At 69.7% G+C, this 23,010-nt stretch carries 16 protein-coding genes; 4 read left to right on the top strand and 12 right to left on the bottom strand.

Annotation, left to right across the window (positions count from 1 at the left end; all coding sequences use genetic code 11):
- The 4 genes from DB31_RS14305 to DB31_RS14290 form a co-directional block, all read right to left on the bottom strand.
- Complete coding sequence (locus tag DB31_RS14305; RefSeq protein WP_044187648.1) at positions 1-1,002, bottom strand: SPFH domain-containing protein; 1,002 nt, start codon at positions 1,000-1,002, stop codon at positions 1-3.
- Between the two features lie 77 nt (positions 1,003-1,079).
- Positions 1,080-2,036 (bottom strand): hypothetical protein, encoded by a 957-nt coding sequence (locus DB31_RS14300; RefSeq protein ID WP_044187646.1) that lies wholly within the window; start codon positions 2,034-2,036, stop codon positions 1,080-1,082.
- Positions 2,036-4,624: a TonB-dependent receptor domain-containing protein gene (locus DB31_RS14295; RefSeq protein ID WP_063769227.1), complete on the bottom strand. Its 2,589-nt coding sequence runs from the start codon at positions 4,622-4,624 to the stop codon at positions 2,036-2,038. The genes DB31_RS14300 and DB31_RS14295 overlap by 1 nt, the downstream gene beginning before the upstream one ends.
- Before the next feature lie 153 nt (positions 4,625-4,777).
- On the bottom strand, positions 4,778-6,367 hold the full coding sequence (locus tag DB31_RS14290; RefSeq protein WP_240486692.1) for a methyl-accepting chemotaxis protein: 1,590 nt from the start codon (positions 6,365-6,367) through the stop codon (positions 4,778-4,780).
- Positions 6,368-6,607: 240 nt separating this feature from the next.
- On the opposite strand from DB31_RS14290, the gene DB31_RS14285 reads away from it, so the two are divergent.
- Positions 6,608-7,258, top strand: coding sequence for a class I SAM-dependent methyltransferase (locus tag DB31_RS14285; protein ID WP_044187640.1), 651 nt, complete (start codon positions 6,608-6,610; stop codon positions 7,256-7,258).
- A 3-nt stretch (positions 7,259-7,261) separates the two neighbouring features.
- Here the strand turns inward: DB31_RS14285 and rapZ are convergent, their stop codons facing one another.
- Positions 7,262-8,125 (bottom strand): RNase adapter RapZ, encoded by an 864-nt coding sequence (gene rapZ, locus DB31_RS14280; RefSeq protein WP_044187637.1) that lies wholly within the window; start codon positions 8,123-8,125, stop codon positions 7,262-7,264.
- Entirely contained in the window at positions 8,122-9,096 is a 975-nt protein-coding gene (gene hprK, locus DB31_RS14275; RefSeq protein WP_044187635.1) for an HPr(Ser) kinase/phosphatase, read from the bottom strand. Before hprK ends, rapZ begins: the two co-directional genes overlap by 4 nt.
- 50 nt (positions 9,097-9,146) lie before the next feature.
- Here hprK and DB31_RS14270 point away from each other — a divergent pair, with 50 nt between their 5' ends.
- Together DB31_RS14270 and DB31_RS14265 are read left to right on the top strand one after the other, a co-directional pair.
- On the top strand, positions 9,147-10,619 hold the full coding sequence (locus DB31_RS14270; protein ID WP_044188096.1) for a glycosyltransferase family protein: 1,473 nt from the start codon (positions 9,147-9,149) through the stop codon (positions 10,617-10,619).
- A gap of 60 nt (positions 10,620-10,679) precedes the next feature.
- Positions 10,680-11,024 (top strand): histidine triad nucleotide-binding protein, encoded by a 345-nt coding sequence (locus DB31_RS14265; RefSeq protein ID WP_044187632.1) that lies wholly within the window; start codon positions 10,680-10,682, stop codon positions 11,022-11,024.
- Between the two features lie 13 nt (positions 11,025-11,037).
- On the opposite strand, the gene DB31_RS14260 is transcribed toward DB31_RS14265, so the two are convergent.
- Positions 11,038-11,886 (bottom strand): carboxypeptidase-like regulatory domain-containing protein, encoded by an 849-nt coding sequence (locus tag DB31_RS14260; RefSeq protein WP_157231981.1) that lies wholly within the window; start codon positions 11,884-11,886, stop codon positions 11,038-11,040.
- 204 nt (positions 11,887-12,090) lie between these two features.
- Between DB31_RS14260 and DB31_RS14255 the strand changes: the two genes are divergently transcribed.
- Positions 12,091-12,858 (top strand): YoaK family protein, encoded by a 768-nt coding sequence (locus tag DB31_RS14255; RefSeq protein WP_044187626.1) that lies wholly within the window; start codon positions 12,091-12,093, stop codon positions 12,856-12,858.
- Positions 12,859-12,864: 6 nt separating this feature from the next.
- Here DB31_RS14255 and DB31_RS14250 read toward each other — a convergent pair whose 3' ends face one another.
- From DB31_RS14250 to DB31_RS14230, 5 genes are all read right to left on the bottom strand, one after another.
- The gene (locus DB31_RS14250; RefSeq protein ID WP_044187624.1) at positions 12,865-14,904 is read right to left on the bottom strand and encodes a chloride channel protein; all 2,040 of its coding nucleotides are present in this window, start codon (positions 14,902-14,904) and stop codon (positions 12,865-12,867) included.
- An 81-nt stretch (positions 14,905-14,985) separates the two neighbouring features.
- Positions 14,986-17,193 carry a spermidine synthase gene (locus tag DB31_RS14245; protein ID WP_044187621.1) on the bottom strand — a complete coding sequence of 736 codons (2,208 nt, stop codon included), beginning with the start codon at positions 17,191-17,193 and terminating at the stop codon, positions 14,986-14,988.
- Positions 17,194-17,206: 13 nt separating this feature from the next.
- The gene (locus tag DB31_RS14240; protein WP_044187618.1) at positions 17,207-18,898 is read right to left on the bottom strand and encodes a carbon starvation CstA family protein; all 1,692 of its coding nucleotides are present in this window, start codon (positions 18,896-18,898) and stop codon (positions 17,207-17,209) included.
- 61 nt (positions 18,899-18,959) lie between these two features.
- Entirely contained in the window at positions 18,960-19,736 is a 777-nt protein-coding gene (locus DB31_RS14235; protein ID WP_044187615.1) for an ABC transporter ATP-binding protein, read from the bottom strand.
- A gap of 2 nt (positions 19,737-19,738) precedes the next feature.
- Positions 19,739-22,912, bottom strand: a complete 3,174-nt coding sequence (locus DB31_RS14230; protein ID WP_052419954.1) for a serine/threonine-protein kinase — start codon at positions 22,910-22,912, stop codon at positions 19,739-19,741.
- Positions 22,913-23,010: the final 98 nt, after the last annotated feature.

Here is a 23,010-nt window from a genome sequence, read left to right as displayed (position 1 = left end):
TCACCGGTTGCCCCGCGTGCGCTGCTGCGGCTCGGAGGCGGGCTCCTTCTGCGTGGGCCCCAGCAGCCCGCTCAGCAGCTCCGGCGACATGTTCAGCTCGCCGATCTTCCCCGCGTTCTCCGCCATCTCCCGGAACGCCAGGGCGATGTTCAGCTTCGGGTCGTTCCCTCCTCCGTTGGCCGCCATGAGCGTCTTCCAGTCCACCCCGCGCACGGGCGCCAACACCTTCTCCAGAGCGTAGGCGCGCGCGTCAGCGGCATGGCGCTCGTTCTCCGTCCAGCGCGCCATGAGCGCGGCGCGCTGCTCCTCCACCGCGATGTCCGCCGCCATCTGCGCCTCGCGGATCTGCCGACGCTTCTCCTCCACCGCCAGCTCCGTGGACAGCTCGCTCTCCTTGATGCGGCGCTCCTGCTCCACCGCGGCGTTGCGGCGCGAGTAGATGGCCTCGTCCGCACGGCGCTGCAGGCCCTCGCGGGCCTCGGCCTCGAGCGCCCGGGACATCTCCGGCGTGGGCCGCACCGACAGCAGCGAGAAGCCCATCACCTCCACGCCCAGCATGCGGATGGCCTCCGTGGCCCCCAGCGCCGCCAGCACCTGCGCCTCCACCACCTCCGAGCGCACCAGCACCTCGCGCAGGTCCATGCCCTGAACCACCGTGCGCGCACGCACCTGCGCCACCTGCACCAACCGCTCCTCCAGCTTCTCCGGGTCGTTCGAGAGGTACTTGCCCCCCGGAGTGATGGAGTAGTCCAGCAGCGAGGCCAGCCGCTTCGGATCCGCCACACGGTACGTGAGCTGCCCCTGCAGCGTCACCGCCTGGAAGTCCTTCGTCACCTCGTTGAACACGAAGGGCACGTCCGCGCTGGCCAGCGGCACCGCCACCAGCGTCGTCGTCGGCGCCCAGTACAGGAACGACAACCCCGGCCCCTCCCGCCTCACCTTCCCGTCTTGGAACTGGATGACGTACGTCGTCGGCGCCGCCTTGATGTACCGGATGGGCATGGCTCCCACCCTCCTTTCGTGTCTCTTTGACACTAACTTAGTGTCCACAAAACACGATTTCAAGGTGGGGAGACCGGCTACTCGAAGATCACCTCGCGGCGCAGCCAGGAGGTGCCACCCCGGCCGTCGCGGACGATCAGCCAGAGGGTGGCTCGCTCGGTCTTGGTGGCAGGTTCCCGCCAATTATTCTGCGGACCTACGTTGTCAGGGGAAGGGTCTCTCGGGTCGAACTGCCGGGTGTTGTTCCGCCGGAAGGAGCCCGCGTCCGTGAACCACGCGAACCGGAGGATCTCTCGCTGCAGCTCCGGCTCCCCGCTGAACCCACGCTCCTCGTAGAACTGGGACTGCGTCTCCTCGTCGAAGAACGGCTCCACGTCGTGCTCGCAGACAAGCACCCTGCTCCCATCGTCGGCCTCGGCCTCCTTCTTCTCCTCGTCCGGGCAGTCGCCGTACTTGAGCGTCCTCGGCGTGTCCGGGAGCCAGTCCGTGCCATCCAGCGTCACCCTCTGAAGCACGGGGTTGCGGTTGGGCTCCTGCCCCTCCGGCAGGCGTGAGGTCACCGTGAGCTGCTTCACGGCCACCAGCGGCTGTGGCTCCGAGCTCACCTCGACCTGGACCTGGAGCTGCGGCGCTGGCACGTCGCTCGCGGCGGCCAGCAGGCCCACCAGCTCTGGAGGCAATGGAGCGCCCAGGGAGACAGCCTCCAGGGCGGCCGAGCTGCTCCCGAGGAGGACCGTGTTCTCGTCCTCGGGGCAGCGGGTGTTCTCCGCCTCGCCCACGTCGGCAGCGGCCCTCGGCAGGCGTAGGCAGGAGCGCCAGCTCACCTCTACAGCGGCCAGCGGATTCGCGGGATCCACCACCAGCGCCTGGGCCAGCACGGCCTCCGGCAATGGAGCGCCACCCGCCACCTCGGGGGGCTCAATCTGCACGGCGAGGATCCGGCGGTCACGGATCTCGCTCGACCGCTCGAAGTCATAGGAGCAGGCCGTCAGCGACACGAGCACGGACAGGGTCATCATCCGGTGGGCAGGCATCAGAACTCTCCCTTGACGCCAAAGGTGGGAAGCAGCGGAAGGCCTCGGAGCGGCGCGCTCTCGCGGTACCGGTAGTCCCAGAGCGTCCCCTCCGGGTTCGAGGCGTTGTAGATGTTCTGCACGTCCAGGTACGCCGACAGCCGCCAGCGCTCGAACGTCCATTGCTTCTCGGCGCGGAGATCCAGCTGGTGGAAGGTGGCGCCTCGCGCCGAGCCGGGCCTGCCCTCGTCGGGGAAGTACCGGCCCGTGTCCGCGTTGAAGGTGCCGCCCGTGATGGGCGTCTCCGGCCGCCCCGTCGTGAGGCGGAACCGCATCCCCACCTCCCAGCCGCTGTCCAGCTTGTAAGAGCCCACCAGCGTGAGGATGTGCGACTGATCGAACTCGACTGGCACGTACGTGCCCGTGTCCTCGTCGAGCTGCACGGACCGGGACAGCGTGTAGGCCACCCATCCATAGAAGCGCTCGGTGAGCTCGTGCTTGAGCAGCACCTCGACGCCGTAGGCCCGCCCCTTCCCATCGTGGTCATAGAGCTCGGGCTCCTGCTTGCCGTCCCGCTCCACGAAGTCCTGAGTGAACACCACGAGCCGATCCCGCCAGTTGTAGAAGCCCTGCAGGTCCAGCAGCAGCGCCTGAGTGAACTTCCACTCGATGCCGCCCGCCGTCTGCCGGCTCCGCAGCAGCCCCAGGTCCGGGTTGCCGAACCGAGGCGCCATCTCGCTGGGCTGGGGCGCCTGCCGGAAGATGCCGAACGCCGCCTTCGCCGTGAGCCGGTCGTTCACCGCGTAGCGCGTGGCAATCCGGGGCTCGAGCGAGGGGCGCCACCCGCCGGGCAGGTGGTAGGCCTCGAAGCGGAGCCCCGGGACGATCTTCAGTGCCTCCACGGGCGACCAGACCGCCTCGGCGTAGGCCGCGTACGTGGACACGTTCACGTCCTCCTGGATGACCACGGGCGGAGGAGGCTCCTCGCCCGGCTTGGCCACCTGAGGGAACTCGAAGCGCACGTCATAGAAGGAGGCGTTGAGGTCCACTCCCGTCTCGAAGGAGAGCCCCTTGGCGAGCTCCTTCTCGGCGGCCCCTCTCAGGTTCACGTCCCGCGAGGTGATGCTCCCCTTGAACTGATCCCCAATCCGGAAGTTGAACGGGGTGACGCCCACGGTGGGCGACAGGGACAGCTTCCACCCGGACTCGGTCGGGCGGCTCCAGCCCAGCCGGAACCGGTGGAAGGCCTGGGACGTGTCCAACGAGAAGGGCTGGGTCTCCTCCGAGCCGCTCTGGGAGACCTCCAGCCGGTCACTCGAGCCGAACGCGACCACCTCGAACCGATCCTTCCCGAGCTTCAAGTCGTAGCGTGCCTGGTAGTCCCAGTAGTACGGCGAGGCCACGGTCGAGGCCTGGCCGGGCTCGCGGAAGGCCTCCAGGATGGGCGGCAGCAGCACGTCGATGTAGCTGCGCCGGGCCGCCACCGCGACCGACCCGTAGTTCTTCTCCGAGCTCAGCGGCGCCTCCAGGTAGAAGCCCGAGTCCAGCAGGTCGATGTCGACGAGGCCATGCAGGCGCTTGGGCTCCGGAGGCCGCGTCCCCACGTCCACGATGCCCGCGAGCGCCCGGCCGTACTTCGCCCCGTACGCTCCCGGGAAGAAGTCGATCCGGTCGATGAACGAGGCGTTGATCACCGAAGGCCCCCCCGCGAAGTGGTAGAGCAGCGGAATGGGCACCCCGTCGATCATCACCTGCGTGTCCTGCGGCTGGGCGCCTCGCACGAGCAGCGCGCCCGAGATGTAGGGCGCCCGCGCCATGCCGGGCATGTTCTGCAGCACGCGGAGCGGATCCCCGAAGGTGCCAGGGACGCTCTGGAGCTCCTGCTTCTGGAGCGTGCGCCGGGCGACCTCCTTCTTCTCCCGGGCCCCCGTCACCACCGTCTCGAAGCCGCTCTCCAGCTTCTTCCAGAGGTACGCGGTCAGCTCCGTCACCTCGCCCTCCCTCACCTCCTCGGTGGTGAGGAACTTCCGGTGCTTCGGCTCGGAGATCTCCACCTTCAGCTTCCCAGGCGTCACCCCGCGCAGCTCGAAGCGCCCCTCCACGTCCGTCTCCGCCGTGAGGCCCTGCTCGGGCAGGTACACCGTGGCGTTCGGAATTGGATCCCGCGTTCCTCGCTCGACAATCCGGCCCTTGAAGTTCACCGGCTGCTCCACGGGCGCGGTGGGCTCGGGCGGCGGCGGCGGCTTGGGCACGAAGTGGTAGACATACTCGATGCGGACCGGCGCGGGCTTCCCATCCACCTCGGCCGGAGAGAACCGCAGCCGCAGCACCGCCTCGCGCGCCGCCGCGTCGAACTCCGGCCCCGCCGAGCGCGTCACCTCGGCCTGCGTCACCTGGCCGTTCTCATCGATGTCGATGAAGAAGGCCACCTCCGCGCCCTCGCCTCGAGCGAGCGCCTCGGGCGGATAGGTGGCCTCCACGAACTCGAGGAGCTCCGGCGCCTTCGTAAGCTGGGGCGCAGGCTGCGGAACCCCCGCATCCGGGTTCTCCCGGGAGACCCCCGTCCCCTCGTAGGCGCCCGCGCTCACCGCGAGCAACACTCCGGCCACAAGGAAAAGCCGGGCCGCGCCCGTCCCAGAGAGGGTCCCGCAACGACAGCGGTCGACGAACATGGTCTGGAAGAATGCTCTGTGCGCGGTGAGCAACCGCCGGCCCCGACCGGCCCATGCTCACCCCGGGTGCCTGGGCCGTCAAGCGCTGCTTCAAGCCCGGTAGCGCGTCACCACGTCCGTGAGCTTCTGGGACACGTCATCGAGCATCACCGCCGCCGTCTTCGTGGCGTCCAGCTCCTTCTCCGTGTCCGCCATCATCTTGGAGAGCTCGCTCACCGCCAGGAAGATCTGCGCGATGCCCAGGTCCTGCTGGCTGACCGCGGCGACGATCTCCTTCACCGCGCTGGCGTTCGCGCGAATGAGGCCGGACAGCTCCCGCAGGCTCTCGCCCGTGGCGCTCACCTGCTCCAGCCCTCCCTGCATCTGCTCGGCGTTGCGCTGGGTGATGCTGACCGTCTCCGCCACCGCGCGGCCCACCGCGTCCAGAATCTCGCGCACCCGGACCGTGGCCTCGATGGATTGATCCGCCAGCGAGCGGATCTCCTGCGCCACCACGGCGAAGCCCTTGCCGTGCTCGCCGCTGCGCACCGCCTCGATGGCGGCATTGAGCGCCAACATGTTGGAGCGGTCCGCCAGCGCCTTCACCGTCTTGGTGATGGCGCCGATCTGCTGGGTGCTCTCCCCCAGGTTGCGGATGCGCTGGGCAATCTCCTGCACCTGCGCCCCCAGGTTCGCCAGCCCGGAGACGCTCTGGGCAATGGACGTCTCCCCCGCGCGCCCCAGCGTGTCCGCCCGCACGGCCAGGTCCAGCACGGAGTGCGCGCGCTGGGCCGCCACCGATGAGGTCTCCCGCAGCGCCTCGGCGGTGACGCGCGTCTGGTGCAGCGCCGCCGCCTGGCTGCTCACCGTCTCCTGCTGCTGCACGGCCGAGCGGCGCACGTTCGCCGCCGAGGTGGCCAGCGTGCCCCCCGAGGCGCGCAGCTCGTTGTGAATGGTGCGCAGGCGCTCCACCATCTCCCGGAAGGCGTGCGCCAGCTGCCCCACCTCATCCCCCGAGCGCACAGGCACGTGGAGCGTCAGGTCCCCGTTCTCGCTGATCTCCCGCGCCACCCCCGTGAGCGCCCGCAGCGGGTGCACCAGCGAGCGCCGCAGCCCGAAGGCCAGCAGCAGCGCCACGAGGATGCAGCCCACAACCCCTCCGGCGAATGTCCACGCGCCCTTCTCGAAGTTCCGCCGGAGCACCTTCAAGGAGGTGCGCACCGTGCTCACCTCGTCCTTCGCCATCGCGTCCAACTGCTGCTCCAGCTCATGGGTCTGCTGCTGGAAGAGGAGAAAGGCGCCCTGAGGGTCTGCCTCTCCCGAGACGGCCAGCAGCTTGCGGCCCAAGAGCAGGAGCCCGGTGAAGCGCCCTTGCACGTCATTGAGCCGGGCCCCGGGGTACCCCTTCTCCCGCAGCGCCCCGAGGCTGTGGGCGAAGCGCTCCTCCTGCGAGGACAGCTCCTCCGAGGGCGGAGCCGAGTCCTTCTGGGCCCCCGACAAGAACAGGACCGTGGTCCGCTGGTGGATCATCCGCAGCTCGAACAGCTCCGGCGCGAGGGTGAGCGAACGCTCCAGCGAGCTCTCCACACTGCGGGCAAAGCCGTAGGACGAGACGATGTTCGCCCCTCCCAGCACGGCAAACGCCACGACGAGCAGACCGAAGGACACATACAGCCTCCGGCCGATACTGGCCCTCATCATCCCTCCATGGTCCCAACGTCCTTCATACCGCTCAGCCAATGCACCAGGTAGGCACCTTTCGGTCCTGTAGGAGTGCCTCCTACCCCATGCCGAGACCCGCTATCCCCACGAATCCAGAGGAACAGACCCCGGCGGGGCCAACTTAGTGCGTAGTGTGGACGGAGGCAATCAAGGGAATCAGGAAGTGCGAGTTCTCCCCCTCTTCCCAGGGAATTCATCCGCACTAAGGTGCGGGCCGCCATGGCCTCTGAGAGCAACGAGAACCACGTCCGGCAGGTATATGGAGAGATTGCTCTCGCGTACGAGGTGCTCTTCCCGTCGCTGCACCGCTACGAGGACCGGGTGGAGCGCTTCCTGGCGGAGGCGGTGAAGCCGGGCTGCCGGGTGTTGGACGTGGGCTGCGGCACGGGCCTGCTGACCCGGGGGTTGGACGCGTCCGTGGAGGTGGTGGGGCTGGACCTGGCGCCGGAGATGATCGAGTTGGCGCGCAAGGGGCGCCCCTCGGGCACGTGGCAGGAGCACAGCTACCACCAGCCCATCCCCTCGGAGCTGGGGCACTTCGACGTGGTGCTGGCGGTGGGCTGCCTGGACTTCTGCGATGACCTGCGGCAGGTGCTGCACCACTTCGGGAGCGCGCTGAAGCCCGAGGGACGGATGCTCTTCACCGTGCTGGAGCGCCGCCAGGGGCTGGACGGGCACGAGATCCACCGGCGCCAGGTGAAGACGGCGGGGCCGGCGGTGTGGGTAACGTTCCCCTCGTTCGAGGAGACGGCCTCGGCGCTCACCACCGCGGGGCTGCTGCCCTACCGCTACACCCACGCGCCCGGCTGGGTGCACCTCATGGAGCAGCGGACCATGTACTTCGGCTGGTGGGAGGTGGGGCGGCGCTGAGCGCTACTCCTTCTCGATGTCGCGGTCCCAGAGCTGGATGCGTGGAATCTCCGGCTGGAGCTGCCGCGTCAGCTCGGCCGCGATGGCCACCGAGCGGTGCTTGCCGCCGGTGCAGCCCAGCGCCACCGTGAGGTACGCCTTGCCCTCCTTCTGGTAGCGAGGGAACAGGAAGCGGCACAGGTCCACCACCTTGGAGAGGAACTGCTGCGTCTCCTCGCGGTCCAGCACGTACGCGGACACCTTGGGGTTCTTCCCCGTGAGCCCCTTCAGCTCGGGCACGAAGTACGGGTTGGGCAGGAAGCGCACGTCCAGCACCAGGTCCGCTTGCGGCGGCACCCCGTGCCGGTAGCCGAACGACATCACCGACAGCGAGGGCCCCGCCGCCGGCTCCGGGCTGAAGCGCGCCTGCACCATCCGCTTCAAGTCGTGCACGTTCAGCGCGGACGAGTCGATGACCTGGTCGGCCAGCTCGCGCAAGTCGCGCAGCTCCTCGCGCTCGGCCTTGATGCCGTCGGCCACCGTGCCCGTGGGGGCCAGTGGGTGGCGGCGGCGCGTCTCGCTGAAGCGGCGGATGAGGCTGTCGTCGCTGGAGTCCAGGAACAAGACTTCCACCTGGTGCCCGGCGCGGCGGACCTCGTCCAGCACGCGGGGGGCCTCCTTGAGGAAGATGCCCTCGCGCACGTCCACGACGAGCGCCATGCGCTCGATCTGCCCACTGCCGGCCAGCTCCGTCAGTTTGGGCAGCAACAACACGGGCAGGTTGTCGATGCAAAAGAAGCCAGCATCCTCCAGCGCACGGATGGCCGTGGACTTACCGGAGCCGGACATGCCGGTGATGATGACGATGTGCTTGGCGGGCGCGCTCACTCGACCTCTTCTCCCAACGTACGACGCATCGCTCCCTCGGCAATAGCACGGTTGAGCTTCTCCGCGAACTCGCGCGCCGAATGGTGGCCCTGAAGTTTGAGCAAGTGGTTGCGCGCGGCCACTTCGACAATGGTCGCCATGTTACGGCCTGGACGAACCGGCACCACCGACAGGGGGACTTGCACCCCGATGATGTCCAGGAAGCGATCTTCCACCCCCAGCCGGTCGTATTCCTGGTCGGGGTCCCACTCCTGCAGCTCCATCACGAGCTCGATCTTCTTCTGCTCGCGCACGGCCGACACGCCGAACAAGTCCTTGATGTTGATGATGCCCAAGCCCCGGATTTCCATGTGGTGCTTGATGACCGGGTTGCCCGCCCCGTAGACGGCGCCCGGCTTGCGGCGCGCCACGTCGACGATGTCGTCGGCCACCAGCCGCTGCCCGCGCATCACCAGGTCCAGGGCGATCTCGCTCTTACCGATGCCGCTCTTGCCCAGCAGCAGGATGCCCACGCCGAACACGTCCATCAGCACCCCGTGGATGCTGCTGGTCTCCGTGAGCGCCTCCTCCAGGAAGGCCTGCACCTGCTGGATGAAGGTGCTGGAGAGCAGCGGCGTCTTCATCAGCGCCAGGCTGGACTCCTCGCAGGTCTCGATGAGCACCGGTGGCAGTTCCAGGCTCTTGGTGACCACCACGCAGGCCAGGTCCTCCTTGAAGAGGCGGGTGAGCACCTCGCGCTGCTTCTCCTCGGAGAGCGTGCGCAGGTAGGAGATCTCCGTGTTGCCGAACACCTGGACCCGGTGCGGGTGCAAGTGCTCGGTGAAGCCGGTCAGCGCCAGCCCGGGCTTCTGGATGCGCGGGGAGTTGAGGGTCCGGGTCAGCCCCTTCTCACCAGCGACCAGGGTGAGCTGGAGGTCGTAGTCCCGGTCCTCGAGGAGGGCAGAGATGCGAATGGAGCGAGTTGTGCTCATCGTCAGGAAGTGGATATCACTCGGCGGCCGGTTTGCGATGATTGGTCGACGTGTCTCCCACCCTGCCCACCCCTGAGCCCCCTGCCTCCGAGCGCCGTCTGGCGGGAGTTCTCCTGGGTTTGGTGCTCGCTGTGGGTGCGACACTCCGGGTGTGGCTGGCCCTGACGGACGACGGGCTGTACTGGCCGGATGAGATTTACCAGAGCCTGGAGCCCGCTCACCGGCTCGTCTTCGGCTACGGGATGCTGCCCTGGGAGTTCATCGAGGGGGCGCGCACCTGGGCGCTCCCTGGGCTGGTGGCCGGGCTCATGTGGCTGGCGAGGGGGCTGGGGCTGGACTCGCCCAGCGGCTACCTGGGCGTGGTGAAGGGGGCCTTCGCGCTGATGGGCACCGCCACCGCCTGGGGGAGCTACCGGCTCGCCCGCTCTCAGGGGGTCGGGCCGCTCGCCGCCACCGCGGGGGCCTCGTTGATGGCATGGGCCTCGGTGCCCGTGTACTTCGCGCCTCGGGCCATGAGCGAGAATGCCGCGGCCCTGCCGGTGGTGCTGGGGCTGGCGTTGGCGCTGGCGCCGGGAGCATCGCGGCGGGCGCTGGTGGTGGGAGCCTCACTGCTGGGGCTGGCCGTGCTGCTGCGGCTGCAGAGCGCCGTGTTCTGCGCGGGGCTCGTGGCCCTGCTCGCGGCTCGGAGGCAGTGGCGGGCGGCGGGGCTCGCGCTCGGGGTGCTCGCTGTGTGGGCGGGGCTCTTCGGGCTGCTGGACAAGCTCACGTGGGGCAGTTGGTTCCACTCGGCCCGCGTGTACCTGGAGTTCAACCTCATCAACGAGGGCGGCAAGCACTGGGGCGTGGCGCCCTTCAGCTACTACACCCGGACGCTGCGCAACTCGATGCCCGGCATCTCCGCGCTGGTGGGGGTGCTCGGCCTGCTCGCGCTGTGGCGCGCCCGAGGGCTCGCGGCGCTCATCCTCGCTTTCTTCCTGCTGCACGCCTCCCAGCCACACAAGGAGCTGCGCTTCCTCGTGCCGCTGCTGCCCCTGCTCGCCGCGCTCGCAGCCGTGGGGCTGGAGGTCGTTCTGTCACGGCTCCGGAGGATGCCCCTGCGCGTGGGTGGAGCATTGGGGGTGGTGGCGGTGGCGGCAGTCTCGGCAGGGCTCTCGCGGCGACTCACCTTTGGGGAGATTGGCCAGTACGTGAACGAGCGCCCGCAGGTCAGCGCGTATGACGACTCGGGGCCCATCAACCGGCTGCTGATCGTGGCGGGCCAGCGCGAGGACGTCTGCGGGCTCAAGATGGAGAGCCCCGTGCACATGGCTTGGACGGGCGGCTACAGCTACTTCCACCGCCTCGTGCCGCTGTACTGGCAGATAGGCCCGGACCGGGGCTCGGGCCTGTTCAACTACGTCATCACCCTGCCGCAGTGGAGCGTGGGGGGCGAGGTGGTGGCCCAGGACCAGGACTACCGGCTGATGCGCCTGCCGAACCCAGGCTGTGTGCCGGACCCGGGCTACAGCTGGCGGCTGCCGTAGGCCAACGCTTCGGCCCGCGAGACCGTTCCCAGCCGGGCCCGGGATTGCTAAGCCGAGGCCATGTCCAACTGCCTCTTCTGCAAGATTCGCGATGGTCTGATCCCCGCCCGGGTCGTCCACCGGGACGACGTGTGCATGGCGTTCGAGGACATCAATCCCCAGGCGCCTACGCACGTGGTCTTCATTCCGCTCAAGCACATCCCCACGGTGAACGACATCGCCCAGGAGGACCGTGAGGCGGTGGGGCACCTGTACACGGCGGCGGCTCAGGTGGCGAAGGCGCGCGGCCACTCGGAGAAGGGCTACCGGCTCGTCATGAACTGCAACGACGACGCCGGCCAGACGGTGTTCCACATCCACCTGCACCTGATCGCGGGCCGGCCCATGGGGTGGCCGCCGGGGTAAGCAGCCACCCGCTTCAGTCGCCGCAGCGGAGCTCCGACGAGGGAGCCCGCTTGACGATTCTCTTGCGCACCGCCGTGCCCGGCGTGGTCAGCGCCAGCACCCGCGGCTCCGACGAGGGCAGCCAGAGGGTCCACTCCACCGGCGTGGTGCTCCCTGGTGCCAGGCCCTCCACCAGGTAGAGCCCGGGCGCGAGTCCCTCCACGCGGAAGCGGCCTGAGGCGTCGCTCGTCACCGTCACCCGCTCCTCGGCCGGTGCGGCCGCGTGCATGCCCTGCTCCCAGGGGCGCACGTCCGGCGTGAACGTCAGCTCCGCGCCCGGCAGCGCCCTCCCCGAGCCCTGCAGCACCGTTGTGCCCCAGAAGGTGCTGGCCTCCTCCATGCGGAGGATCGCCGGCGTCCGGGGTCCTCCCAGCGGGTGCATCAGGTTGAGCCGGGCCGGCGCGAAGCCGTTCGCCCGCGCCACCAGGAGATAGGAGCCCGCGCGCGCCGGCATCAACAGCTTCCCGTCATTCCCCGTGGCGCCCGAGGCCGCGATCCGCCAGTCCATCTTGCCTGTCTCCCGGCTGAGGCCCTCGCGCCGGTACAGCCGCACCTGGGCTCGAGGAACCGGGCGGCCTCCCGCCATCACACGCAGCTCCAGCAGCCCGTCCCCCTCGCTGGCGGCCTCGGTCACGGGCAGCGTTCGCAGCTCTTCAGGCGAGCCCCACGTCAGCTCGCCTGGTGTGTCGCTCGCGGACTCGGCTCTGGGCGACTCATTCACCGCCACCTGGGGCACGGCACGCGAAGACGCACGCCCATACAGCGCAAGCCCCATGGCGGCCGCCACCACCAGCCACACCCATGCTTGCGCCAACCTCCGCATCCACCTGCCTCCTGCCTGCCTACTCCACTCCAGGCTCAGTATTTTGACCAGCAACAAGGAGCCCCAAGCCCCTGGTTCCCTGCCAGAAGGCGGCGAAGCCACACCTCGCCTATCTGCCCACCCGCCAGGTACCCGAGAGGACACCTCCCTGAACCCCCGAAGATCGCGGTGTTAGCATCTGCCTGCTTCCAGACACTGCCTCCCATGCCCTTCTCCGCTGAAACTTCGCCCGCGAGCCGTCGCGCCTACTCCCTGCTGGCTCTGCTACTTGCGGGGGTGGCGGGCTCGGTGAATGCGATCAGCTTCTTCGCCGTGGGCACGCACACGTCCCACATGACGGGCAACCTGGCCAATGTGGGCGAGTACCTCGCTACCGGGCGGTGGAGCACGGCGATCGGCGCGGGCCAGCTCGTGCTGGCCTTCCTGCTGGGGGCCATGAGCGCCACGGTGCTCATTGACTTGGCGCGTCACCGGCGGCGAGGGCGGCATGCTACGGCGCTCCTGGTGGAGGCGCTCACGCTGGCCTCCGTGGGCTTCTGGTCCTCGAGGCACCCGGACTCCCGAGAGCCCACCGTGTTCTGGGGCATGGCCTACGCCATGGGCCTTCAGAACGCGCTCGTCACCCGCGTGTCCGGCGCGGTGGTGCGCACCACGCACATGACGGGCGTCATCACCGACATCGGCATCCAGTTGGTGAAGATGATGACGTGGGTGCGGGATGGGGCGCGCGGCCATGGGCTCGGAGGGCTGGTGTGGATGCTCCGCCGGCTGCCCACCGCCGAGCAGTTCGCTCGCACCCGGCTGCACCTGGGGCTCGCAACGGCCTTTCTCTTCGGGTGCACCGCGGGGCCGCTGCTGTTCTTCCGCTTCGGCCCGGCCGCCATGGCCGTGCCCTGCGGTGTCCTCGCGCTGCTGGTGGTGCTCGATGTGAGCCCCGCCGGCGAGTTCGTGCCGATGACGCCAGGTGCCTGACTCCGCTCAGCGCATCTCGGTGACGCCGAACGGCAGCTCGTGCGGGGGCGCTTTGCCGTGGCCTGCCTGGAGGAAGCGCTCCAGCCCGAGGCGCGTGACGACCCCCACCTGCTCTCCGCCGTCCACCGCGAGCACCTCCACGCCCTGCGCATCCATGGTGGCCAGGGCCTCGGACACGGGGGCCTCCTGAGGGAGCACGGGGGCACCGTCCAGCAGGGACTCCACCGTGGCGGCCTCTCCGGCCTGCCGCCAGCGCTCGCCCAGGGCACCGGCGACGACGACGCCTCGCAATCGTCCGTCCGTGCCTCGAACCGGAAGCGCCGCGGCCTTCGACGAGATCAACCGCTCGCGCAGGTCCTCCACGGAGAGCTCCGACGACACGGCCTCTTCCCAGATGGCGAGCTCTCGCACCGGCGTGCGCCGCAGGGCGAGCCGCTCCTCTCCGGCGCGCGCGGCCTTGCGCTCCACGAGGACGTGGCAGAGCGCCGAGGCCAGCGTGCACGTCACCATGAGCGGCAGGATGATGGCGTAGTTACCGCTCAGCTCGTACACCATCATCATCCCGGTGAGCGGCCCGCGCGTCATGGCCGCCACGGCGCCGCCCATGCCCACCATGGCGTAGGCGCCACTGGGAGCGGTGGCGTTCGGCAGCACCGCGTGGAGGATTTCTCCGAAGGCGCCCCCTGCCATGGCGCCAATGACCGTGACGGGGAAGAACGTGCCGCCGGAGCCTCCCGAGCCCAGCGTCAGCGAGGTGCCCACCAGCTTGAGCACGCACCCGGAGGCCAGCAGCGACAGCGACAGCCCACGCACGAGCGCGTCGTTGGCGTACTCGTGGCCGGTGCCCCACACCACGGGGTGGGCCAGCGCGATGAGCCCCACCAGCGCGCCGCCGATTCCCGCTCGCACCGGGAGGGGCTGCAGGCCGAGCCAGGCGGACACCTTGCCGGGGCGCTTGCCCTGGAAGAACTCCTCCACGCCGTGCAGGCACTGGATGAAGGCGTAGGCGAGGCCTCCGCACACCAGCCCGAGCAGGGCGTAGAAGACGACCTCCCAGCCACTGACCATCATGTACGCGACGCGCTCGAGCATGGGCGCACTGCCCATGATGCCGCGGCTCACCATGGTGGCGGTGACGCTGGCGAGGATGATGGGAGAGAAGACGCGGAGCTGGAACTCGCGCAGGAGGATCTCCATGGCGAAGATGGCGCCGGCCACGGGGGCATTGAAGGAGGCGGCGATGCCCGCGCCCGCGCCACTGGCCATGAGGATGGCGAGCTCGCGGCGGGTGAAGCCGAGGGTGCGGCCCACTTCGGAGCCGAACGCGGCGCCGCCGTAGACGATGGGGCCTTCGCGCCCCGCCGAGCCGCCCGTGCCGATGGTGACGGCCGAGGCGATGAGCTTGAGCAGGCCATTGCGCGCGGGGAGCCGGCCTTCGCTCTCCACGGCTTTGACGACTTCGGGGACGCCGTGGCCGTGGGTCTCGGGCCGGGCCTGGAGCAGGCGGCCCACCACCATGCCGCCGAGCATGGGCACGAGCACCACGAGGAAGGGAGAGATGTGCTCCACGTCCCGGTGAATGTGGCCGAGCACCTCGTTCACGGCGGACAGGGCCACGAGGGGGTAATAGAGCGACAGGGCGCCCATGACGAGCAGGGCGAGGACTTCGAGGCGACGCTTCACCTCCTCACGTCCTTCACCGGGCTTGATGAGGCGCGCGAGGCCAAGGGCCCCGAGGGACAGCGGGATGCCGACGATGATGAACTCGAAGTGCCAGCGAGCGTTGGTGAGGGACTCGGCGAGGCGGGCTTGGGTCTCCGAGCCCGTGCGGAACGCATCCACGAGCAGCGGGACGCCGTAGCTCCCCCCGCGCACGAGACCGATGAGGTTGGCGAAGAGGCCGGCGGCGAGGCCGCTGTAGACACCGACGACCGCGCCGGCCACGGGGAGCACCGAGGGCCCTGGCAGCCGGAGCTGTTGCACCGCCACCAGCAGTTGCTGCACCACATCCCGGAGCCGCGCGCGAAGCTTGGGGGAGACCACCATCGTGCAGGCAGCTTCCCACAGAGGCGGGGCTCAGTCCTGCCTGGATCACTCTGGCCGGCGCATCCGTCGAAAACTGAAGTGTCAGGGAGAGGCGGGCTGGCCCATGGAGGCAGCAGACGGAGGGCTGTCGATCAGCCGCGTCTCCACCAGCTTGTGCGGGCGCCGTAGCACTGGGAGTACGCTGCTGAGCTCGTCCGTCCAGGTGATCCGCGTCGGCTCCGCCAGCTCCAGCCGGTGAACCGTGCCGCTCGACTGAGTGAAAGTGGAACCCCAGGAAAACTCCGGGCTTGGGCTGAGGATCATCCACAGGCTCCGCAGCGCATCATCCCTCTTCGTCTCGTTGACGATGAGCGTGGCGTGCATCCCGAACTTCCGAGCGTGCGCCAGCGCGATCGGCACCAGGTCCAGATGCACGTTACTGATGTGCAGCGCCAGCACTCCCTGAGGGAGCAGGTGCTGACGGTACAGCGCCACCGCCTCCTCGGTGAGCAGGTGCATCGGAATCGAGTCCGAGCTGAACACGTCCAGCGCCAGCAAATCGAAGGACTGCGCCTCTCCCCGCGCCAGCTCCTGCTCCAGCGAGATGCGCGCGTCGCCCTCCACCACCTCCACCTTCGCAGGCGTGTCCTTGAGATAGCTGAAGTAGCCACCCTCCCCCCACGCCAAGGCGATGACCTTCGGGTTGATCTCGTAGAAACGAACCGTGTCCCCCGCTTCCGTGAGCGCGGCACTGGTGCCCACTCCCAGCCCCAGCACCCCGATGCGCAGCCCGGGCGGCTTGCCCTCGGCCTGGCGCACGCGGCGGAGCTCGGCGATGGCCAGCCCCAGGCCGCTGTCCGGCGTGAAGTACGCGGTGGCCAGCCTCCGGCGCTCCGGTGCGACGAATTGCACCCCATGGGTAATGACGCCGTGCTTGAGCGAATAATGGTGCAGGCGCGCATCCCCCATCCCGCTCTCCAGCACCTGCACCACCCCGAAGAAGTTGCGCGCCGTCAGCCGCACCTCGCGCCGGCTGTCCGCTACCGCCACCACCAGCCCTCCCACTACCGCCGCCAGCACCAGCACCGCCAGGTTCCGCCCCACTCGCTCCAGCCGCCGCAGCTCCGGCGGACGCGGGAGCAACACCACCAGTGCCACCAGCGCGCTGGCCGCCAGCGCCAGTGGGTACTCCGCATAGGTGTCGAAGAAGCGCGGCGCCAGCAGGCTGACGATGACGCCCCCCGCCACGCCGCCCACCGACACCCAAAGGTAGAAGGCGCTCAAGTGACGGGGCGCTGGCCGCAGCCGGTACAGCTCCCCGTGGCACACCATGCATCCCGCCAGCAGCGCGCCACCGTGCGCAAACAGCTGAAGTGCCAGCGGAAAGTGAGGGCCTTCGAAGATGGAGCGGATAACCCCCCCCACACTGATGATGAGCAGGACAATGCAGGCCGCGCGCGGGTACAGCGCCTCGCGCTCGAAGGTGAGGATAAAGGTGAGCAGGTAGAGCGCCAGCGGCATCACCCAGAGGAACGGGCCGGCCGCCACATCCTGCGAGAGCTGGTTCGTCGTCGCCAGCAGCAGCACGGATGCGCACGCACTCAGCGCCAGCCACGCCAACTGGCGTCCCAGCCCCGGCCGCTCCGTCTCCTCGGGCGAGGGCACGAGCTCGGAAGTGGCTCCCACCGGACTGGCCGCCTCGGCCCGCGTCCACACCTCCCGGGCACAGACGATGGCCCCCGCGAGGAACACCGCGAACCCCGCTGCCCAGCCCCAGCCCTGCACATCGCGCGGCACATAGGGCTCCACGAGGAAGGGGTAGCTCAACAACGCCAGGAACGAGCCCACGTTGGACAGCGCATAGAGCCGGTACGGCGAGACGCCCGGCCGCGTCCGCGAGAACCAGCTCTGCAGCAGGGGCGCCGTGGTGGACAGCACGAAGAATGGCAGGCCGATCGACACCGCCAGCATGGCCAGCAGCCGCCCGGTGAGCCCCTCCACTCCCGTGGGCCGCCACTCCGCCCCAGGCGCCACCGGAGAACCCGCCCACAGCGCTCGCCCCAGGAGCACCAGCGCCGTGAGGCCCAGCAGCCCCAGGTGCACCTTCACCTGGGAACGGGGCCGCAGCCGCGTAGCCACCGCATGCGAGTACGCATAGCCCGCCAGCAGTGCCGCCTGAAAGAAGAGCATGCAGGCCGTCCACACCGCCGGAGTTCCACCGAACCACGGCAGCGCGAACTTGCCTACCAGCGGCTGAACCCCAAAGAGCAGGAAGGCGCTGAGAAAGAGCGTAAAGGCGTAGCGGGACATTCAGCCCCGAAGGCTACACCGCCGGAGCGGGTCTGGCCCCATCCCGGTTGAGCAGAACCCGCCCGCCCGCCACGAAGAGCGAGAGAGCGAGCGCCAACAGCACCAGCGCCACCACCCCATTCAGCCGCACCGCCGCCGTGGCCTCCGGCACGAAGAAGGCATCCCGAATCTGCAACACGAGGCTGGTCAGCGTCACGGCCCCCACGAAGAGCATGGGCAGCAGCGCGTACGCGTAGCGCTTGCCGCTCTTCTTCAGCCACACGCAGATGCCCAGCAGCGACAGCGAGGCCAGCAGCTGGTTCGAGGTGCCGAACAGCGTCCAGAAGGAGCGCCACGCCCCCGTGCCCGCCAGCAGCACGAAGAGCATCGGCACCCCGCAGGTGATGGCCGTGGCCAACCCGGCCGCTGTCCGGCCCTTCGCCCCCGTCAGCTCCTGGAGGATGTAGCGCCCCAGCCGCGTGGACACATCCAGCGTGTCGAACACGAAGGTGGAGAACGCCATGGCTCCAAAGGTGGTGGCGAACAGCAGGTGCTCCGGGCCGATGATCGTCACCAGCAGCCGCCCCAGCCCCATGCCGTACACCGCGCCAGGCGCCTTGCCCGTCAGGTCCGCCTTGGTGGCGATCATCACCGTGGCCAGCGCAATCACCGCCACGAAGCCCTCGAGCAGCATGGCCCCGTAGCCCACCGGGTGCACGTGCGACTCCTTATCAATCTGCTTCGACGTCGTCCCCGAGCACACCAGCCCGTGGAAGCCCGAGCAGGCCCCGCATGCAATCGTCACGAAGAGGAACGGGAACAGCGCCCCACCCGCCCCGCCCACCTGGAACCCGTTGAACGCCGGCTGCTGGATGGAGAGTTCGCCCTTGAGCCCTCCATAGAAGATGCCCACGACGCCAATGGCCAGCGCCGCGTAGAGGACGAAGCCCCCCAGGTACCCGCGCGGCTGCAGGAGAATCCACACCGGCGTGAGCGACGCCACGAAGCAGTAGGCCAGGATGAGGACGGACCACGCCTTCGCGTCCATCACCAGCACCGTGGACACCTGCGTGCCCAGCCACACCGCGCCCAGCGTCGCCGGAACGAAGAGGACCGTCTGCAGCCACAGCGGCGGCTTGAGGAACCGGTCCACCACCCCCATCACCACCGCCAGCACCAGGTACATGATGGACGCGGCCGCCACCGCCCCGCCCGGGTTGAACCGGAACGTGAGCCCCGCCAGGTCCGCGTCCCCGCTCACGAACGTGGACGCCGTCGCGTCCGTGAAGGCCACGATGACGTAGATGAGCGCCACCCAGATGAAGAGCAGCATCGCCACGCCCGCCCGGGGCCCCAGGTGCTCGCGCACCACCTCGGCGATGGACACCCCCCCGTGCCGCACCGAAGCAATCAGCGTGGACAGGTCATGCACCGCGCCGATGAACACCACGCCAAACGAGATCCACATCAGCGCGGGCAGCCAGCCGAACTGCTGCGCCGCCAGGATGGGCCCGGCGATGGGCCCCGCCGCCGCGATGGCGCTGAAGTGCTGGCCCAGCAGGTAGAACGGCTTCGTCGGGATGAAGTCCACCCCGTCCTGCTTCGCGTGCGCGGGCGTCACCGCTCCGTCGTCCAGGTTGTACTGCCTTGCGATGAAGCCACCGTAGAAGTGGTAGCCCAGCGCCAACAGCACCAGGAACAAGCCCGCGATGAGGGGGAGGCTCATGCCTCCGTCTTCCCGCCCGGCGCGAGCGGTGTCAACCACGCGCCCACGCCGCATTGCGGCATCAGCCCGCCCGTGGCGCGAAGAGCCGGGCTCCCGAGGGAGCCAGCGCCATCTCCATGGGCAGGCCGTAGAGCGCCTCGAGCCGCTCGCGCTCCAGCACCGTGTCCACCGGCCCCTGTGCCAACACGCGGCCATCTCGCATCAGCAGCACATGGGTGGCGAAGGCCGCCGCCATGTTCACGTCGTGCAGCACCGCCACCGCTCCCAGCCCCGCCTCCACCCGCGCCCGCACCCGTGCCAGCGAGCTCACCTGGTGCGCCACGTCCAGAAAGGCCGTGGGCTCGTCCAGCAGCAGCAGCGAGGGCTCCTGCACCAACCCCCGCGCCAGCAGCAGCATGCGGCGCTCGCCGCCGGACATGGCCTCGCCCGGCCGGTCCGCCAGGTGCGCCACGCCCAGCTCCTCGAGCACCGTGCGTGCCAGCGCCGCGTCCCGCTCGGAGGTGAGGCCCCACAGCCCGAGGTGCGGGCTGCGCCCCATCAGCACCAGCTCCAACCCACTGAAGCCCTCGGCGGGCTCGAAGAGCTGCGGCACCCAGGCCACACGCCGGGCCAGCTCGCGCGGCTCCCATGCCGAGCGCTCCTGCCCCAGCAGCCGCACCGTGCCCCGCATCCACGGCAGCGCGCCCAGCACCGCGCGCAGCAACGTGCTCTTGCCCGTGCCGTTCGGCCCCAGCACCGCCCACAGCTCCCCTGCACGCACCGAGCAGTCCACGCCCTGCAGCACAGGCGATGGGCCATAGCCGGCGACGAGGCCCTGGGTCTCGAGGAGCAGCGTCACGGCTACTGGGCGCTCAGCGCCTTGTTGAGCTCGGTGCGCATCCTCTTCACCCGGCTGTGGATTTCCTTGTCGTAGGAGTTCTCGCCCAAGGCTGCATAGTCCCGCCGCAGGTTGTCGTACCTGCTGCAGAGGAGGCCCAGCGTGGTGGCCTCACACGACACTTCCTGGGTGAGCTTCGCGTAGGCGGCCTTCGTCGCCGTCCAGTCGTTCTTGAGCTCCTGCACTTCCTTGCGCAAGGCCGCAGAGGCCTTCTTGCTGGAACGCGAGCTCTGGCTCTTCTTGGGCGGAGGCGACGGCGTGGCAGGCAGGGGCAGCAAATCATCGTCCTCGCCTTCATCCGGGCTCGCGCTCTCCGGCACGGGAACCTCTGGCGTGACGGCGGCAACGGCCCCCGCGGGAGGCGGGGCTGCCGCTTCTGTGGGTGCGGGGCTCGCGGGAGGCGTGGCCGCCGCGGGCTCGGGTGTCGGGGGCGCAGCGGCCGGAGTCTGGCCCGGCGGCCCGCTCGGAACCGGCGTCGGCTGGATGCGCGTCGTCCCCGGCTCGGCAGGCTTCGCGTCCTCCAGCTTCGACTTCACCAGCGCCTGGATCATCGGGAGCGTCGCGTACACCGCCGCGGCCGCGCCCAGCAGCAGCACGAGGCTCAGGACCATCCACCCCCAGGAGCGCTTCTGGGCCGGAGCAGGCGGCGCCGCGGGCCGCCGTGCCTCCTCACGCTGCGCGCGGCGGCTCTCGGTGGGCGGCCGGGTGGGCAGGGGCGTCCGCCGCGTATCGTCGCGCGGGTCGCGGGCCTCTGCTGGGGTGGGGTCGTCGACGGCGATGGCCACCGGAGCGGAGTCATCCGTCTCCGCTCGCTCTGGAGGGGCGCTCACCGGCTCCACGGGGCGCTGAGCGGCGCGCACGGACGCCGTGCCTCCGCGCATGGCCGGCAAGCTCGCCGGCGTCCCACCTGTGCTGCGCGGGCGCCGTCCGGTCCTCGGGCGGCCCGGAACCGAGATGGAGTCCTCGGAGCGGTCGCGCCCGGGATTGGAGAGGGGCTCCTCCGGAATGCCCGGGACGATGCCCTCTTCCGGGCCGTTCTGGAGCGCCAGCTCATCCAGCACCACGCGCGGCTGCGTATCCGCTGGAGGCGGCGAGGAAGCCATCTGGTAGCTGGGGTGCGTGTCGTCCAGGCCACGGCGGCTGGCGTCCGTCCCTCCACTCCCAGGGTCCGCCTGCGCCGCGCGGGCGGACATGGACCGGGGCAGCTCCCGCGGGGCCGTGACGATCTCGGCCTGGGGCTCGGCGGGCAGCGACACCTCCGGCACGGGCGGCGGGCTCTCCGCTGACACCGCGGGCATCGGCGTGGACGGCGTGGTGAAGGGAAGCATCACCGCCGGGGAGGCCGTTGCGGACGCCGGCGAGCTCTCGGCGCGGCTCGCCTCCTGCCTTCGCGGCTCGGGGGTGACCGCGCTCGAGGGCGGCGGAGGCAGCGTCACCCGCTGCGTCTCCTGCAGCCTCGCGGCGGCGGAGGATGATGGCGGCGCGGGCGGCGTGCGCGGTGAAGGCATCTCTCCCGGCTTGGTGGGGACGGATCCCGGCGGGAGGGCACCTGGCATGGCCGCGCGCAGCGGCGGATCGGGAGGCCGGTTCCCAGACGCGCTGGGAGCAGGCAGAGGCGGAGGCGGGACGGCCCGAGGCGCCTCCAGGGTCCGCGCGGTGCCGGACATCTGCGGCGAAGACGGTGCGCTGGGCGGAATGGCCGCCGCAGGCATGTAGGGCACCGGCATCTCCACCGTGGGAGCGCTCAAGCGCGCGGGCGCGGGAGAGGCCACGGAGACCGGCTCCCCTGGGAAGGGGCCAAAGTCCTCCGAGCCCAGCTCCACCGTGACGGTGTCGGGCGCGGGCGGCAGGGAGGACAGCGGCGACCGGACGCGGGCCCGGGCGGCCGCGTCGAGCGCCTCGAAGGAGACGGCGGGACGGGTGGTCTCGCTGTTGACCACCACACCGGGCCGGGTCTCCTCCTCGTGCACATGCGCCTGGGCGCCCGGGCGGGAGCGCGGCGTGGGCTGGAAGGAGAGCGGCTCGGGCGGCGGATCCAGCTTGATGGTCTTCGGCGGCAGGCTGGGCGGAGGGAACCGGGCGGCCGGATCCGTGTCCAGCTCGGTGCCCATGCGCGGCACGAGCGGCTCGCCCCCGCGCGGCACTTCCTTCAGCTGGGCCAGCAGCTTGCGCTCGCCCGCGAACTCCTGGGCGAACAGCTCTCGCATGAAGCGGCTGACGGTCTCTGGACCGGCGTTCCGGTCGATGTCCATCAGCACGCCCATCAGCTTGGCGCGGAACTCCTCGGCCGTCTGGAAGCGCTGCGCCGGCTCCACCGCCAGCGCCTTCATCACCAGGTTGGCCACGGCGGACGGCGTGAGCGGCTCCACCTCGCCCAGCGGAGCGATGCGCGGGTGCGCCACCACGGACATGAGGTCGCCCGAGTGCACCGCGTCGAACGGGTTCTTCCCGGAGATCAGCTCGTAGAGACAAAGTCCCACCGCATACAAGTCACTGCGGCGGTCCACCGGCTGGTGCCGGGCCTGCTCCGGCGACATATAGAGGAACTTGCCCAGGATGATGCTCGGGTTGGTCTTCGCCGCCGACAGCCGGCTCTTGGCCAGCCCGAAGTCGACCACCTTCACCTCCCCCTCGTAGGAGATGAGGATGTTCTGTGGCGAGATGTCCCGGTGGACGAGGTTGATGTCCTTCTCGTCGTCGTCCCGCTTGCGGTGCGCGTACGCCAGCGCGTCCAGCACCCGCCCCATGACGAAGAGAATGAAGGTGAGCGGCAGCGGCGTGTGCCTGTCCCGCACGCGGCCAGCCACCTTGCGCAGGTCCTTGCCGTCCACGTACTCGAGGGCCATATACGCCTCGCCCTCGTGCAGGCCCATGTCCAACACTTGGGCGATGGAGCCGTGGCTGAGCTTCACCAGCGTGCGGGCCTCACCCACGAAGCGGTCGACGAACTCCTTGTCCTCGGCCAGCTGCGGCAGGATCTTCTTGATGACGCACAGCTTCTCGAAGCCCTGCGCTCCCTCCAGCCGCGCCAGGTAGATCTCCCCCATGCCGCCGGTGGCCAGATGGGACAGGAGCGTATACCGGCCAAACGCCTGTGGCCGGAACGGCCTCAGGCGGGCTGAGGAGGAGGTGTTCATGCGGTGCGAGGACCCACGATCTCTCCATTCAAGCCGGTTCGGGGGGACTTCTTCAACCGGTCAACCGGCCGAAAGGCCTGTGGACGGCCAGACGCAGG

This window comes from Hyalangium minutum, from assembly GCF_000737315.1.
In the GTDB taxonomy this organism is placed as follows: Bacteria; Myxococcota; Myxococcia; order Myxococcales; family Myxococcaceae; genus Hyalangium; species Hyalangium minutum.
Note: the sequence above shows the minus strand (reverse complement) of the source record. Positions and strands in the feature narration are given on the sequence as shown.

Excerpts from the sequence above, each read along its gene's own strand:
- DB31_RS14305 (WP_044187648.1), bottom strand. The coding sequence starts at position 1,002 with ATGCCCATCCGGTACATCAAGGCGGCGCCGACGACGTACGTCATCCAG.
- DB31_RS14300 (WP_044187646.1), bottom strand. The coding sequence starts at position 2,036 with ATGCCTGCCCACCGGATGATGACCCTGTCCGTGCTCGTGTCGCTGACG.
- DB31_RS14290 (WP_240486692.1), bottom strand. The coding sequence starts at position 6,367 with ATGATGAGGGCCAGTATCGGCCGGAGGCTGTATGTGTCCTTCGGTCTG.
- DB31_RS14285 (WP_044187640.1), top strand. The coding sequence starts at position 6,608 with ATGGCCTCTGAGAGCAACGAGAACCACGTCCGGCAGGTATATGGAGAG.
- hprK (WP_044187635.1), bottom strand. The coding sequence starts at position 9,096 with ATGAGCACAACTCGCTCCATTCGCATCTCTGCCCTCCTCGAGGACCGG.
- DB31_RS14265 (WP_044187632.1), top strand. The coding sequence starts at position 10,680 with ATGTCCAACTGCCTCTTCTGCAAGATTCGCGATGGTCTGATCCCCGCC.
- DB31_RS14260 (WP_157231981.1), bottom strand. The coding sequence starts at position 11,886 with ATGCGGAGGTTGGCGCAAGCATGGGTGTGGCTGGTGGTGGCGGCCGCC.
- DB31_RS14255 (WP_044187626.1), top strand. The coding sequence starts at position 12,091 with ATGCCCTTCTCCGCTGAAACTTCGCCCGCGAGCCGTCGCGCCTACTCC.
- DB31_RS14250 (WP_044187624.1), bottom strand. The coding sequence starts at position 14,904 with ATGGTGGTCTCCCCCAAGCTTCGCGCGCGGCTCCGGGATGTGGTGCAG.
- DB31_RS14245 (WP_044187621.1), bottom strand. The coding sequence starts at position 17,193 with ATGTCCCGCTACGCCTTTACGCTCTTTCTCAGCGCCTTCCTGCTCTTT.
- DB31_RS14240 (WP_044187618.1), bottom strand. The coding sequence starts at position 18,898 with ATGAGCCTCCCCCTCATCGCGGGCTTGTTCCTGGTGCTGTTGGCGCTG.
- DB31_RS14230 (WP_052419954.1), bottom strand. The coding sequence starts at position 22,912 with ATGAACACCTCCTCCTCAGCCCGCCTGAGGCCGTTCCGGCCACAGGCG.